This window comes from Acidobacteriota bacterium, assembly GCA_035471785.1.
GTDB lineage: Bacteria > Acidobacteriota > UBA6911 > RPQK01 > DATIPO01 > JANQFM01.
The window spans coordinates 1-14,691 of record DATIPQ010000087.1 but is presented as its reverse complement, the minus strand read 5'-3'; the positions used below and the strand labels follow the sequence as shown (position 1 = coordinate 14,691).

At 63.7% G+C, this 14,691-nt stretch carries 8 protein-coding genes; 2 read left to right on the top strand and 6 right to left on the bottom strand.

The window, feature by feature from the left end; translation table 11 throughout:
* Together VLU25_12490 and VLU25_12485 are read left to right on the top strand one after the other, a co-directional pair.
* Positions 1 to 1,419: tetratricopeptide repeat protein (locus VLU25_12490; GenBank protein HSR68748.1), on the top strand; the 1,419-nt coding region annotated here is incomplete at its 5' end.
* 60 nt (positions 1,420 to 1,479) lie between these two features.
* Entirely contained in the window at positions 1,480 to 3,336 is a 1,857-nt protein-coding gene (locus tag VLU25_12485; protein HSR68747.1) for a sodium:solute symporter family protein, read from the top strand.
* A gap of 97 nt (positions 3,337 to 3,433) precedes the next feature.
* Here the strand turns inward: VLU25_12485 and VLU25_12480 are convergent, their stop codons facing one another.
* The 6 genes from VLU25_12480 to VLU25_12455 all read right to left on the bottom strand — a co-directional run.
* Complete coding sequence (locus VLU25_12480) at positions 3,434 to 3,694, bottom strand: helix-turn-helix transcriptional regulator (protein HSR68746.1); 261 nt, start codon at positions 3,692 to 3,694, stop codon at positions 3,434 to 3,436.
* A gap of 223 nt (positions 3,695 to 3,917) precedes the next feature.
* Positions 3,918 to 6,362, bottom strand: coding sequence for an ADOP family duplicated permease (locus VLU25_12475; protein ID HSR68745.1), 2,445 nt, complete (start codon positions 6,360 to 6,362; stop codon positions 3,918 to 3,920).
* A gap of 258 nt (positions 6,363 to 6,620) precedes the next feature.
* On the bottom strand, positions 6,621 to 7,832 hold the full coding sequence (locus VLU25_12470) for a RidA family protein (protein HSR68744.1): 1,212 nt from the start codon (positions 7,830 to 7,832) through the stop codon (positions 6,621 to 6,623).
* Between the two features lie 214 nt (positions 7,833 to 8,046).
* On the bottom strand, positions 8,047 to 9,732 hold the full coding sequence (locus VLU25_12465; GenBank protein HSR68743.1) for a DUF6519 domain-containing protein: 1,686 nt from the start codon (positions 9,730 to 9,732) through the stop codon (positions 8,047 to 8,049).
* A 10-nt stretch (positions 9,733 to 9,742) separates the two neighbouring features.
* Positions 9,743 to 11,926 (bottom strand): hypothetical protein, encoded by a 2,184-nt coding sequence (locus VLU25_12460; protein ID HSR68742.1) that lies wholly within the window; start codon positions 11,924 to 11,926, stop codon positions 9,743 to 9,745.
* Positions 11,923 to 14,691: putative baseplate assembly protein (locus VLU25_12455; protein HSR68741.1), on the bottom strand; the 2,769-nt coding region annotated here is incomplete at its 5' end. The genes VLU25_12460 and VLU25_12455, both read right to left, overlap by 4 nt.

Sequence of the window (14,691 nt, the reverse complement as noted above, 5' to 3'; positions counted from 1 at the left end):
GGTGATCACCAAAAGACAATCGAAACTCTGACGCCCTGGCTCCAAGAGCGTCCCGAAGAGTCGGAAGGGTGGATGCTCCTGGGATTGGCACACCAGCGTCTGAACCGCCTGCCTCAAGCCCTGCAGTGTTTTGAACAGGCCGCTCAGGCCGCCCCCGAGGACGCCCGGGTCTATGATCATTTGGGATTCGTCCAGGCCCAGTCCGGATTGATCCTGCAGTCCATCGAGACGCTGCAACGGGCCGTCCAGCTCGATCCTCGGTACGGGCCCGCCCGCTACCATCTGGGCGCCGCTTTGTACCTGGCGGGACGGCCCCAGGCGGGCCAAGAACAACTGCAGGAAGCCGTCAAATTGATGCCCCGGGACGTCGAGGTGCGCCAGCGGCTGGCGGGCGCCTTGAGGTCCCGCGGCGACTTTCTTGCGGCGCTGGAACACCTTGAAGCGGCTGTCGAACTGCGTCCCGACTCGGCCCCCCTGCAGGCTGACCTGGGCTCGACCTTGCAAAGTGCGGGACGCATCAGGGAGGCGGTCAAACGCCTGCGCCGCGCTGTGGAACTGCAACCCGACCTCCATGCCGCCCGCTCCGACCTGGGGCTGGCCTTGATCCAATTGGGCCAGGGAGAAGCGGCGGAGGAAGTCCTGCGCCAGGTGCTGCAAGCCCAGCCCGAAAACCCCATCGCTCACCTCAACCTGGGACTGGCCAGGCTTCAGGCCGGCGACCTGGAAAGCGCGGCTGAGGCCTTCAAGAGGGCTGTCCAACTCGACCCCGGCTATGCCGAGGCCCACTACAACCTGGGACTGGCCAGGAAGATGCAGGACGACTTTGAGGCGGCTCTCGAGTCGCTGCGCCGGGCCGTCGGGCTCAAGCCGACCCTGGCTGAAGCCCAGTTCACGCTGGGCGTCACCCTGTGGCAGCAGGGAGAGCTGGCGCAGGCCGAGGGGCCGTTGCGCATGGCCACCGGCGTCCGTCCTTCCTACGCCGAGGCCCACTACATCCTGGGCACGGTGCTGAGGCAACAAGGCCGGCTGGATGCCGCCATCGAGGAGTTCGGCAGCGCACTCCGGCACAATCCCGAATACGCCGAAGCCTATAGTTCGTTGGGCACGGCGCTGCGCGAGAAAGGCGACCTGCAGGGAGCCCAGGAGGCCATTCAGCACTCGCTGCGCCTCAACCGCCGGAAGGCCGACCGCCAGGCCGCCGACCTCAAGACCAAAGTGGCCGCGCAGCGCCTTCAGGAAGGACGTCTGCAAGAGGCCATCGCGCAGCTTGAGGCGGCCATCGAACTTGCACCGGATTACGCCCCCGCTTACCATCAGTTGGGAATCGCGCTCTCACGAAACGGCCAGGCGGAGGCAGCACGGGAGGCCTTCCAGAAAGCTCAGCGACTCGACCCCTCTCTGGAGCCGCCGCCCAGGTGATGCGCTCACTCAAGCTCCGCCGCAAGCCGCGCCTGGACGGCGGAGTTGAAGCACGGACTCATGCTCGACTTACTGATCGTACTGGCTTTCGTGGCTTACGCCATATCCTCGGGTTTCCGCTCCCGCGCCCAGGCCGGGAGGAATCTCAACGAATACTTCCTGGCCGGACGCACCATCCCCGGATGGCAGGCGGGAACCAGCATGGCGGCCACCCAGTTCGCCGCCGACACCCCCCTGCTGGTCACCGGACTCATCGCCACCGGAGGCATCTTCGAGTTGTGGCGACTCTGGATCTACGGCCTGGCCTTCCTGATGATGGCCTTCGTCCTCTCGGTGGCCTGGCGGCGGGCGGGAGTGCTGACCGACGCCGAGTTGACCGAAGTGCGCTACTCGGGACGCGGAGTGCTGCCGCTGAGGGTGCTCAAGGCCGTCTACTACGGCACCGTCATCAACTGTGTGGTGATGGCCATGGTGCTGGTAGCGGCCGTACGCATCGCCGAGGTCTTCTTGCCCTGGCACCAGTGGCTTCCCGAGGGGTTCTACAGCCTGCTGGTCAGCATCACCCAGGGACTGGGAATCAACCTCGGGTCCAGCGTCGGGGGGCTGGCGCCCGAGATCGCCACCACCAACAACCTCTTCAGCATCCTCGTCATCCTGGCCTTCACCGCCCTCTACTCCACCACCGGCGGACTGCGCAGCGTCATCGCCACCGACGTCATGCAGTTCGCCCTGGCCATGCTGGGGACGCTGGTCTACGCCTGGGTCGTGGTTTCCCAGGCCGGCGGGCTGATGGGCCTGACCGAGAGGCTGGTGGAGCTCTACGGAAGGGCGCAGGCCTCTCACATGCTCTCCTTCGCCCCCGCAATGGAGCAGGCCCTCATGCCCTTCCTGGTGCTGATCGGTTTGCAGTGGTTCTTTCAGATGAACAGCGACGGCACCGGCTATCTGGCCCAGCGCTCGATGGCCTGCCGCAGCGACCGCGACGCCCGCCAGGCAGGCGTCATCTTCGCCTGGCTGCAGATCTTCGCCCGCAGCCTGATCTGGCTGGCCATCGGAGTCGGGCTTCTGGTGCTCTATCCCTTCGAACCATCCCAGATCGGCGACGACGGCTTCGCCGCTTCGCGCGAGATCCTCTTCGTCACCGGCATCAACGACTACCTGCCCATGGGCATCCGCGGACTGATGCTGACCGGATTGCTGGCCGCCCTGGCCTCCACTATCGACACCCACCTCAACTGGGGCGCCAGTTACTGGAGCAACGACATTTACGACCGCTTCATCTGCCGCCACCTGGGAAACCGAAGGCCTCAGAGCCATGAGCTGGTGCTGGCGGCGCGCCTCTCCAACCTGCTCATCCTGGCCGTCTCCCTGATCATCATGGCCAACCTGGGGTCCATCCAACAGGCTTGGCAGGTCTCCTTGCTTTTCGGCGCCGGTATCGGCTCGGTACTTGTGCTGCGCTGGTTCTGGGAACGGGTCAATCTCTATTCGGAACTGGCCGCCATCCTGGTTTCGCTGCTCTTCGCTCCCATTCTGCTGGTGGTTACCGAGCAGGAATGGATCCGCCTGGGCTCGATGGCCGTCCTCTCCACGGCGGCGGTGGTGGCCACCGCCTACCTTTTGCCGCCTACCTCCGATTCAGTCCTCAGAGCCTTCTATCAGCTCGTCCAACCACCCGGGTTCTGGTCGCGAACCGCGGCCCTGCTTGGGGAAGACCCCCGGAAACCGGTACGGCGTCTGAGAAGCGGGCTGACAACCACCCTGCTGTGCGCACTGTCGCTTTTTCTCTGCCTGATGGGAGCGGGCAAGCTGTTGCTCCCCAATCCCGGCCAAAGCCTGCTCTGGGGGGGCTTCTTGCTGCTCTTGGGCCTGGCTCTGCTGCCCACCTGGATGGGCAAGGTGCGCAAGCTCAACTAGAAATAGCGAGCAGCCTCATACCGCCGAGAGCAATTAGGCCTTCAGCGCGGTCGCTGAAACTTGATTCGTGTGTGAACTTGCTGGCCACCTAGTGGCCCTAGAGTTCGTCTACCAGTTGCTTGATCTGTTCTTTGAGGGCTTCGCGGTCAGGACCTTCGCCGGCGTCGATGAGGAGTTCGGCCGGGGACGTTTCGAGTGCTTCGGCCACGTCGAAGAGGAAGGCGATGGAGGGCACCTTGCGGGCGTTCTCAATGCTCCCGATGTAACCGGGAGTGTAGCGAGCCGCTTCCGCCAGCATCTCTTGAGTCAATCCCTTGCGCTTACGCAAACGGCGTATCCGAGCACCGACTTTGCGCATGTCTTGGATTTTCAAGCCCATGCCAATAGGGTATTCGCCGCTTGCCAACATCTGAAGACGCCATCGGTCGGAGTTGCAGAGGCAAATCCACACTCTCAGCCCCACGCCCTGAACCCTGGAATCCGAAAACGGGCCATGGCACGGCCTATAGGTGCAAGGGCGAATGAGTTTTACAACGTATGGTGACTGAAGGCTGACAAAGGAAAGCGCTGCCTTCGAGAGGTCATTCCTCGCGCAGCGCCTGCACAGGATCGATGCTCACCGCCCGCCGCGAGGGGCCCCAGGAGGCCAAGACCGCTACCGCCAGGAAGAGAAGGCTGACTACCACGTAGGTGACCGGATCATGGGGAGAAACCTGGTAGAGGACCTGCGACCAGACCTGCTGGTAGTATCGGCCCAGCAACCAGGACAGCAGCAATCCGACGGCCATTCCTCCACCCACCTGCAGCAAGGACTTGCGCGCCAGCAGCAGGAGGATCTGGCGCCTGTCGCTGCCCAAGGTCATGCGGATGCCGATTTCGCGGGTTCGCGCCTTGACCATCACGGCGATCAAGGAGTAGATGCCCACCGAGGCCAACAGGGCGGCCATGAGGGCCAGGCCTTCGATAAGCCTGGCGGGCGAGGAAAAGCCCGCGTGCGCCTGGCGAATCATAGACGGCAGGGACTCGATGCGGACAGGCATCTCGGGATCGAAATCGCTGATCCTGGAACGTAGCAAGGATGCCAGCACTTCTTGCTGCGACGGGCTGTGGACAACCAGATTAGCGATCGGCTGAGGCTCCTGGGCGATGGGAAAGTAGATCACTCCTTCACGTGGATGATTGGGACGCAGAGCGGTTTGGCGGACGTGCTTGACGACGCCCACGATTTCGAATGCGATTTCGTCGGTGTGATAGGTGACATGCTTGCCTAGAGGGCTCTCGCCGGGCCAGTAAAGGTCGGCCACATGACTGTCGATGACGGCCACTGGCTGGGAGTCCTCGCGGTCCGCCTGTGTGAAGAGCCTGCCCTTGAGGAGTGGAATGCCGAGGGTCTCGAAGTAACTGGGAGTAACGTGAAGGAAGGAGGCCACCGGTTGCGGATCGGCCTCGGGCCGCTCCGTAATCGCGAAGGCTCCCCCGAAGTCGACTCCTGAAAAAGGCGCGATACTGACAACCGAGGCTTCTTCCACTCCCGGCAGGCTTTGGGCGACCTCTTCCAGTTCTTTCAAAGCCGCGCGCTGCTGCTGGGGAGTCGAATAGCGTGCGTCGGGAAGGTTGATGCTGGCCACCAGGATGTCGCGATTCGTGAAGCCCAGGTCGGTCGCTTGAACCTCTCGTATGCTGCGCACCAGCAACCCGGCCGCCACCAGCACCACGAGCGCCAAAGCCACCTGGCCGGCGATCATGCCTTGCCTGAGCAGTCCTGCAGGGCGCCCAAGTCTCCGAGAACGGCTGCCCTCCTTGATGCACTCCAGCACGGGCAGGCGCAACAGCCTGAACGCCGGAAGCAGGCTGGAAATCAGACCCGCCAGCGCGGCCAGCAGAAGGGCGAAGACCACTTCCCGCCACCCGACCGCCACCTGGCCGATATGAGGGATATAGGAAGAGGTCAGGGCAAAGGTCAGGTTTTGCAGCAAGCGGGCCAATATCAAGCCGAAAGCCGCGCCCCCGAGAGCGAAAACGAGGCTCTCGCCCCAAAGAGGGGCCAACAGGCGGAAAGGTCCGGCTCCCAAGGCGGTGCGAAGGGCCCAATCCCTTTCCCTTTCAACCGCCCGCGACAGCATCAGGTTGGCGACATTGACGCAGGCGATAAGCAAGACCAGCAGGGCCGCCGCCTGCAATCCCAACAGGGGCCCCCTCACCGGAGCCACGGCGCCCTCCGCCAGAGGATCGAGCCGCACGGTCAATCCTTTGAGGGCGGGATCGGGAAAAACTTCGGTGGCAAAGAACTGGGCAGCGGCAGCCAACTCGCTTTCAGCCTGGGCTTTGTCCACCCCCGGCTTGAGGCGGACCAGTCCCCGGTAGAAGAAGGGGTTTGCGGCTTCCGGCGGAACGTGGTGGGTGACGTAGACATGGGCGCGCGAATTGACCATCTCGCCGCCCATCTCCTGATAAGGAGGCGGGAAGTAAAAATCAGGCCCGAAGACCCCTATCACTTCGTAGGGTTCGCCGTCGAGGGTGATCTTGCTGCCGACGATCTGCTGGTCGCCCTCGAAGCGCCGCTCCCAAAAACCGTGGCTGAGAATCACGACCTTGGGCGCGCCCGGCTCGTCGTCCTCATCCTGAAAGCCCCTTCCCAGCATGGGCTCAACCCCCAGCGTGCGGGTCAACTCAGCCGTGGCGGCGACTGCGTCCACCCATTCGGGACTCTCGCCTCCCAGAATCATCGCGCGCTGGCGGGCCCTGAGCCGAAGGCGGAAGGCCGTGAAAGATTCCAGCCAATCCTGCTCTGCCGAATAAAGGGAAATGTTCTTTCCCGACAAGGGTATTCTGGGGACTCCCGTTTGAGGCCCATGGTTCCAGATCAGGTAAAGACGGTCGGCATCGACATAAGGGAGCGCCTGAAGCAGGACGGCGTCAATGAAGCTGAAAGCAAGGACATTGAAGCCGATGGCGACAGACAAGGTCAGGATGATGACGAACGATGTCTGTGGAGAACTTGCCAATTGGCGTCGAAATGACCTCAAACTGCCCTTCCAAGCCAAACTGTTGGAACTTGATTCGGAACCCTATCCGAGCCAGCCGTCCCCCTTTGTACCACAAGAAACCCGAGATTGAAATAGCAATAGCAAGAAAGGGGCTGCTGGGGATTCGGGCCGCGGCCGGAAACGTTCCAGCCGCGGCCACGCAGAGCAGGAGAGACAGGTGAGAGCCAACAAGCGGCTCTCAGCCTCCACCCCTTCATATCGGCAGAACGGGCGATTGGATTAGCCCCGCCAAACGCCTCATTGCGGCGGCGTCTGTGCTGCGGCGACCATGCGGATCTCCACCAGGGCCTGGGGAGCCATCAACTGCATCCCCACCGTAGTGCGGGCAGGCGGGGCCAGAGGCAACATCTGGGAATAGATCTCGTTGAGGGCGTCGTAGTATCGGATATCGCCCAGCCAAACGTTGGCCTCCAGCACATCGGAAAAATCGAGCCCGGCGGCCCGCAAAGTGGCCGACAGGTTTTCCAGGGTCTGACGGGTCTGGGCTGGGAAGTCGCCAAAGCCTTCCCTCCCCCGCCCCACCATGCCCGACAGGAAGAGGCGTCCGCCTGCCTGGATGGCGGGAGAAAAGGGGCTGCTGGGAGGCGAGGCCCCTTCGGCCATCACCACCCGGCGGCTGTCGTCCTGGACTGCCGTGCACAGGATCTCGATGCCGGCGGCGGCAGACATCAGCGGCGCCCTGACCGTGGCCCGGGCCGGAGGGTGGGCTGGGGGGAAAAACTCCCGATAGGCGGCGTTCATGGCGGAGAAATGGCGGGCGTCCACCAGGTAGACCTTGCAGGTGACGACGTCCGAGTAATCCATCCCCCCCGCCTCGAGGACTCGTCCCACGTTGCCCAGCGCCTGCCGGGTCTGCTCGGCGATGTCGCCTTCAATGAGCCGTCCGGCGGGGACGTCGCGGGGCACCATGCCGGCGATGAAAAGCGTGTCCGCCGCTTTGATCCCCCAGGAATAGCGGGAGGAAGGCGTCCATCCTTCCGGTACCAGCCGCTCCAGAGGCAGGCCGTCGCGGGCGGCGATCACCGAGACCTCCAGCAGCGCGCCCGTCAGCGGCAGATCAGCCGCCACCGTGGCCCGCACCGGCTTGGCGTCGCTGAAGTACTCGAGGTAGACCTCATTGAAGTCCTGGAAATGGCGGGCGTCGGCCAAGAAGGCCTCCAACTGCACCACCCGGCTGAAGTCGAGCCCGGCAGCCTTCAGCGCGGCTCCCAGGTTCTCGAACACCTGGTGGGCCTGAGCCTCGAACCCTTCCTTGAGCGGCCCGCCCGGCTCATTGCCCACGCTTCCCGACAGATAGACGAAGTCGCCATAACGGATGGCTGGACTGTAGGGCCTGCTCAAGTCGGCTCCCTGGGGAGCCACCACCTGGCGTCCGGCCGACTGGGCCAGGCAGGGGCCGGCCAGGAGTCCCAGAGCCAATCCGAAAACAGCCGATCGCAGAGTATTCATGGCGACATCCTAGCCCAGACGGGTCACTGCGGCCAGTCGACGACCCGTGGAACGGGTGATGCCGGAGAAAGGGATCCGAAGAGGCGGGCTTGCCTGGCGCAAGCGATCAGGGTGGGGAGAAAGCGGGACCGGCTTTGGACGGACTGAGCCGGTGTACGGCTTGTCAGGAAAAGAAGAGGGGCAGGAGCGGGTGAGCGAGGCGGACCCGCCAAGCTCACCCGTTTGAGGCAACGCGTCTTTTGGCGTCGGCGATGATTTCCTCGGCCAGTTCCTCGGAAACACCGATGACTTCGACCAGGCGGGGGACGTCCATGGCCGCCACCATGGCCACCTCGGTAATTCCGGCCTTGACCAGGTCTTCCGCTCGCCTTTTACCGATGTTGTCGATTCTCTGCAGGTCCGCTATCCTCGCGTCCAGCGTCGATGACCGACCGGGAGACACGATCCGATCCGATCCGGCAAGAACTGCCGTCAGTCCTTTTGCAGGAATAAGGCACTCGGCCTGGAAGGCGCAGCGCAGGTCATGGACGGCATCCTCGTCCCCCGCCCCGACCCAGGCCAGGGGTGCATAGTGATGCTCCACGCCTCGAGGCGGCAGCCAAAGAGGCTTGTCTCCCTGGCGGGGCCATTCCACGTCGCCGGTGGCGGTGCGCGCCGGGATCAGCCAGTAGTCTCCCGTTCTGTAGCGGGCCTGGGGATGGAAGGAAACCTGGACGCCGTCCTCCAATTCGATATAGTCGGTCATTTTCTCGTTGAGGGGAACCGCACCCTCTAGCAAGTCCAGGGACTGGGATGCCGTCTGGTCCCAGCGACGAAGCAGCCGATGAGCGCCACTGTCGAGGATCTCCATATCGGCGCCCTCGGGCAGGCTCAGGGTCACGGTGAATTGGTCACGATCGATGGAATCGACTTGTACCAGAGGGCCGGCTTCTCCGTGCAGGACGTAGTGATCGACGACGATCTCCACCCAGTCGCCTTCCTTGAGGGTGAGCCGGTCATCGCGTCCCAGGTGTTCGACGGCGACGGTGGCCTGGCCGTCGTCGCCGATCTTCATGGAAACGATGGGGAAAACGACCGAGCCGTTGTCTCTCGACCATTTGAAGGTGACTTCATCGTCGTCAGCATTCTCATTCCCGCTCTGCCCGCTTCCAGTCACGTTGCCCTTGTGGATTTCGACCCGGTAAAGCTGATTCTCGGGGCCCCTGTAGCGGGCCTGGGGATCGATGATGCAGGGATCGGTCGGCTCCTTCTCGATCTTGGCGCGGGCCTTCATTTGGCCGTTGCTTCCAGGCAGCAGGGACGTCGATTGATCTCGCCAGGCCCTGAGCAGTTTCTCGCGGTCCTTCGGCGCGTTGCCTTCGTCGTCTTCTTGGCCAGGGAGTTCGGCAAGAGTCTGATGACCCGATTTGACGGTCTTGACCTGCCACACCACTTGAGCGCGGGTGGCCGTGTCGGGGCCGTTGAGGGCCACTTCGCGAATGTTGTCGTCGTGCAGGTAAGTGATGTGCCGCTCCCAAACCTCGAGATAGACCCAGTAGCTGCCCTCGGGCAGCGCTTCGTCCTTGTCGAGCGGATAGTCGGGCTGATCTCCGTACTGGAAAAGTACCTTTTTGCCATCGGCAACCTCCTTGGCCCATGACTCGCAGAGGATGCCGTCGACGTAGTAGCGGCCTTCTCCGATGGTGAAGCTGTTTTCTCCGAGAAGGATTTCAAAGCCGACGTTCCACTGCGGTCCTGCATGAGGACCGATCAGGTCGGCGGCCAGCGTGCGCAGATAGTGCCAGAAGATCGCTACCTGTTCGTTGCTGTCGGCATCGAGCTGGACGCGGCCTTGCTGGCTGAGTACCCGCGAGTAGTTCTTGCGGCTGTCGAATGTGACCCTTGAAAAATCGCCTTTCATCTTTTACCTCTCAACTGGCGTAAATGACGCCGGCGTTGCTGCCGGCAGGTGTGTATTCGTCAAGTCGAACGCGCAGGTTGGCGTCCCGCTGGGGCTCGAATAAATCGTGCAAGGCGCCCATTTCCGATTCATCCTGGGCGCCGCGTCTGATTTCCTGGGCGCAGGAATCGGCCAGCCGTCCGTAGCCGGGGGCGCCGTACCGGACGCTTGAAAAGCGGGGCCGGACGCGCTGGGCCTCGCGGCGGAGGGCGGCCGCGAGCGCCTGATCCCGCGCCGCTCCGCTCAGTCCCAGTTCGTTGACCGCCTTCCTGGCCGCCTCCTCCACCAAGTCAGGCTGGCAGTGGTAACGGCGGGGCGTGCGCGAACCCGGCGTCACGTAGCAGAAGCGCATGCAGCCCCGCTGGCTGCGAGCCACTTTGATGAGGCCCATGAAAATGCTGTCCTCGGCCACATCGATGGAGTGAGTCTGAATCTGCCCCAAGACGGTGCTGCGCAGCACGCTCAGCCGGGCATGAGCCAGCGGCCAGGTAGGCGCGCCCAGCGCTTCCAGTTCGAAGCCGGTGGCGTCGAGGATGCTGTCGCTGATGTGGATGTAGAGGGGATCGGTGCCCACCTCGTCCTGACTGACCTGTATCGAACCGAGGATGCTTTCTTCGATGCACACCCTGGCTTGGGTGTCGATCAGCTCCAGGCTCGGTTCGGCCGGGCGGCGCGGGCTGCAGTCCGGCTGCAGCGACCAGCCCGGCACCAGGGTGCAGTGACGGATGCGGATCTGGTCGAGCCGCCCCTCGGCCTGTACTCCGCGGCCGGCAATGAGCAGTCCGTCCAGCGTCAGCCGTCCTCCGTCGCGGCTTGAGACGAAGAGCGCATCCGGACTTTCGGTCATCCAGTTGAGCAGTCGCAGGACGGGACGGCGGCGGTTGGCGGCGCGCACCTGCAGACTCTGGCGGGGCTGTTCAAAGGTGATGTTGATGGGCTCCACGTAGACGCCGCTGTCGGCGATTTCGATGACGGCGTGCTGGGGGGCGTCCTTCTGCCACTGCTGCAGCGCGTCGTTGATCTTCTTGAAAGGCTCCCCGGAACCGACCCGGTAGAGGGTGGCCGCGTTGGGTTGGGAAAGAACCCTCAGGTACTCGCCTCCTCCCATGTCTTTGCTGAAGCCGTAGTGGTAGGAAACCCGCACCCCGTTCTTGGGCAGTTGGCGGGGATGGAAGGCGATCCGTCCCAGCACGGGATCGACGGCAACCCGTCCCCTGGGAGGACGGTATTGCCATCGGCTCAGGTCGGCGACCATCATCTCGCCGGACTCGACAAGCCGTTGCCCCTGGTGTCCGTCCCACCCGTCGGTCCAGATGGCGAAGCTCTTGGAGGGACCGTAATAGGCTGCGGGCTCTCTTTCCAAAGCGCGGCGACTGATGGGGATGGGGAGATCGAGAGGCCCGGCGATGTCGGTAGGCGAGGTTTCGCGACGAGGTTTGGTGTAAAGCGGAGCATCGTTTCCCAGCACGCTGAAGGTGTAGCAGTGAGGCCCCATCTCTTCCTGACAGTAGGCGGGCGTGCGGGTCACGGAATATTCCTTCAGGCGCCACACGAAGAGGCCTAGGCTGGGGATGTTGTGGCGTCCCCGGGTGCGCTGGAAGGCCGCGTCGATGCGGCGCACGTCGACGCTGTGGGCGATCTCATCGAAGGGACCTCCAACCCAGCCCAGGGCTTGGCCATCGCGCAGGTCGGGGTAGCGTCCGCGTTGCAGCCGCTGATGGTTGAGGGCTTGGGTCCAGGCCAGCAACCTGTAGAATTCGACTGCCCGGGCCGGCCATCCGGCCACGTCGCGGGCCAGCGTTTCCAGCAGGGCCAGCGTCCCCTTGCGGCGCCGATTGTGGATGGTGCGGGCCACTTCGCGCCGGGGAATGAGGATCTTGTTGCGCCGCAGTCCCTGCGGCGTCGTCACCTCTCCCGGCTGTCCGGCTTCATGGACGATGCGATGGGCCAGAAGGTCGCCGATATAAGGCACCGCCCAGTCCTGGCAGGTTTCGATGAACCAGTTCTCGTAGAGTCGGCCGATGTCGTCTTCCACCACTTCAACCTGCTCGGCGATCACCCGCAGCAGCGCCCTCAGCGGAAATCCCTTTTCCGCATCGCGCTGGCGGTGGACGGCCGGAAGCAGATCGAAGAGCCGGTCGCTGGATGGGTTCATGAAGTCACCTCGGTGAGTATCAGGGTGTCGGACAAATCAGGGCTCAGATAAGCCAGTTGTGCCGGAAGAATCCTCTCTTCCGGATCCGAGGCCCGAGGGTTGATGCGGGCCATCTCGGCGACAATTCGGTTCCTGGGCTGCTCCAGGATTTCTATTTTTCCCCTGCCGGATTGCAAACCAGCGCTCCCCAGGAAGGGGCCGCGCCTGAATGGCTCGCCGCTCGGCGCCGCGGGCACGTCGCCGCCCAGAACCTGGAGCTTGAAGGCCAGGTCGGCCGGGTCTTCGGCTTCCCTTTCGGAGATGCTGTCAAAGAGGTCGATGTCCATGTAGGCCACGCCTTCAACGGCTTGGGCAGTGCTGAAGACCTCGCTGAGCAGGGCGTCCTGGCCCAAGTCGCGACGTTCGAAGCTGAAAGCCTCGAGCAGGGCCTTGCGCAGCTTGGGCTCTACCGACTCCCATCGATAGTCGGACATGACCTGGACGCGGGCGCTGACGACCAGCAGCTTCAACTCGCGCACCTCGACCTGGAGGGCCTGATAGGGATCTCCCAATCGGCGCAAGGCCAAGCGAAGGTTGCGGTAGAGGTCGGAGTGAGGCTCGATGGCGATGTCGTCGCTGCCGGCGATGGTCAGGTGGACGACTTGCCTGCGTCCGTCGGAAAGTCGGGCGGCAGAGGCTTTGGCGATGCCGGCGAAGGTGCGTGCGAAGTCGGCGTAATCGCTCAGCGAAACGACGCGGTCCAGCGAAGTCACCCCTAAGGGAGCGTTGCGCCGGGCCTGGTCGCGGCTTTCAGGGTCGGCGCCGCCTGAGGACGCAATGGGATTGATCACTTCCTTGACGCCCAGCGGCTTGCTGGCCAGTTGACTGATGCGCTCGGCCTCCAGGTTGCCGGGCTTGCCGATTCCGCTGCGGTAGACGGCCTTGACGTTCTCGGCCCCCGTGGGCAGGCGCGCGCCCCGACGCCCGTCGCCGAAAATGACCGAGGTCTTGCCATCGTTGTCGGTTTGGGTGATGAATCCGCGGTCATTGGGTTCCAGTTCGACGAGGTTGCCTTTCTCATGCCACTCGACCTCGTTGACGCGGACTTCCAAGGTGCTCTGGACGCCCCGGGGCGTAGGAGCCGCCAGGTAAGTGAGTGGGGACTGCTTGAGGGTGAACTGCTGTAGAGCCTTGCTGCCGTCGCCGCTTCCCAGGACTTCCTGGCGGGTTTCCCCGTGGGTGGCCTCGGCCACATTAGCGTTGACCTCGACCGTTTCGCGCTTGTAGGTGTATTCCAGGGGCTTAGCCAGTGTGAGCGTGGTATGCAAAGTGTCGCCGGGCAGCTCGACCTCAACGCCTGCCTCCGTTTCCACGCGCCGCACGTCATGAGTCACGGCCGCCAGCATGACCAGTTCGCTGGCGCGCACGCCTTCAACGGGCTGGCCTTCGGCGCCCGCCAAGCCGGTTCGCTCTCCCGACACCACCAGCCAGCGTCCCGCCTCAAGGCTGTCGTAGAGTCCGTCCAAGGGGATGGTGTCGCCAGCGACGTCATCCAGGATCGGCTGCTCGGCCAGTTCCAGCAATTCGCTCTGGGCGTAGACCCTCGTACGCCGCAGCAACTCGAGCGAGGTATCCTCAGAAGTCAACCAGTCTCGATCGAGAGTCAACTGGGTCACTTTGCCGCTGATGCCATAGGCCGCCTTGCTCTCCGTTCTCGCCTCGATCACCTCGAAAGTTTCCGGCAGGCTGCCGGGTTCTTGCCGGTCAATGACGATGAGGCTTCCGGACTTGATGGCCGGATACTCTGCGTCGAGCGCCAAAAAGTGGCGAGAATCCTCCGGAACCGGCTGAGGCGGGACGGTAGCGTCCGAAACGTCGAAGATTAGGGGATGCAGCGGCCATTCGGCGTTGCGAATAGGGATTCCGTCGTCGTAGATCAGACGAAGAGGGGCATTGTGCCCGAAGGGAGCGGCGCTGACGCGCAGGGCCTGGAATTCACACTCGGAGGGCGGAGCAACAGGCGCGGAGGCATAACCCGTGTAGAGCTTGCCCCTGAGCAAGGGATTGAACTGGAGAAGGAATCTCGGCCCCAAGTCGACGGCGGCGTTGAAGATCTGGCCGGCCGGACGCTGCAGGCGCAGGCGGTTGGCGGGCGGCAAAGAGGGCTTTTTCCTCAATTCCTGAACCAGTCCGCCCAACCGCGCCAAAGGCGCCTCGGGGACAAAATCGATCTCCTCCCGAAGAGACCCTGACGAGACGACTCCGCCGCCCGGCTGATCGTCGTCATCGGGCACAAGGCTGGGCACGGACTGGTAATCAACCACGGTGTACTGGTCTTCGGGCTTGACGGCCGCGTTTGGGTTGGCTTCGACCTTCAGCACGCGCGAGATCCCGGTACGCCCGCCGCACACCAGCAGAAAGCGGTCGTTCACCTTGAGGTTGGTGTCGATGCCCCGCAGGTAGGTCTTGCGGGTGCCCGAGAAGGGCCGAGGGCTCAGCAGTTGGGGATGCTTCATGCGTGGTTTGACGGCGTTCCAGGAGGTGCGGGCGGGAATGGCTTCCTTGGTTTCGAAGGCCTGGGGAAGCTCGCCGGGGCCGGGGACGCTTTGGGCCCGCGTACCCGCGGGGATCTCGATGCGCAGGTCGTCGTTCTTGAGATCTTTTTCCAGGGTAAAGGCCAGGTAGACGCTGGCCGACACGCCGGGATGCAGCTTGTAGCCCACCAGCCGCGCCAACTCCATCACCGAGCGCCGTTCGGTGGCGGTGAGCAGGTAACCTTCGTTGGC

Coding starts and splice junctions, on each gene's coding strand:
- VLU25_12485 (HSR68747.1), top strand. CDS start 1,480: ATGCTCGACTTACTGATCGTACTGGCTTTCGTGGCTTACGCCATATCC.
- VLU25_12480 (HSR68746.1), bottom strand. CDS start 3,694: ATGCGCAAAGTCGGTGCTCGGATACGCCGTTTGCGTAAGCGCAAGGGA.
- VLU25_12470 (HSR68744.1), bottom strand. CDS start 7,832: ATGAATACTCTGCGATCGGCTGTTTTCGGATTGGCTCTGGGACTCCTG.
- VLU25_12465 (HSR68743.1), bottom strand. CDS start 9,732: ATGAAAGGCGATTTTTCAAGGGTCACATTCGACAGCCGCAAGAACTAC.
- VLU25_12460 (HSR68742.1), bottom strand. CDS start 11,926: ATGAACCCATCCAGCGACCGGCTCTTCGATCTGCTTCCGGCCGTCCAC.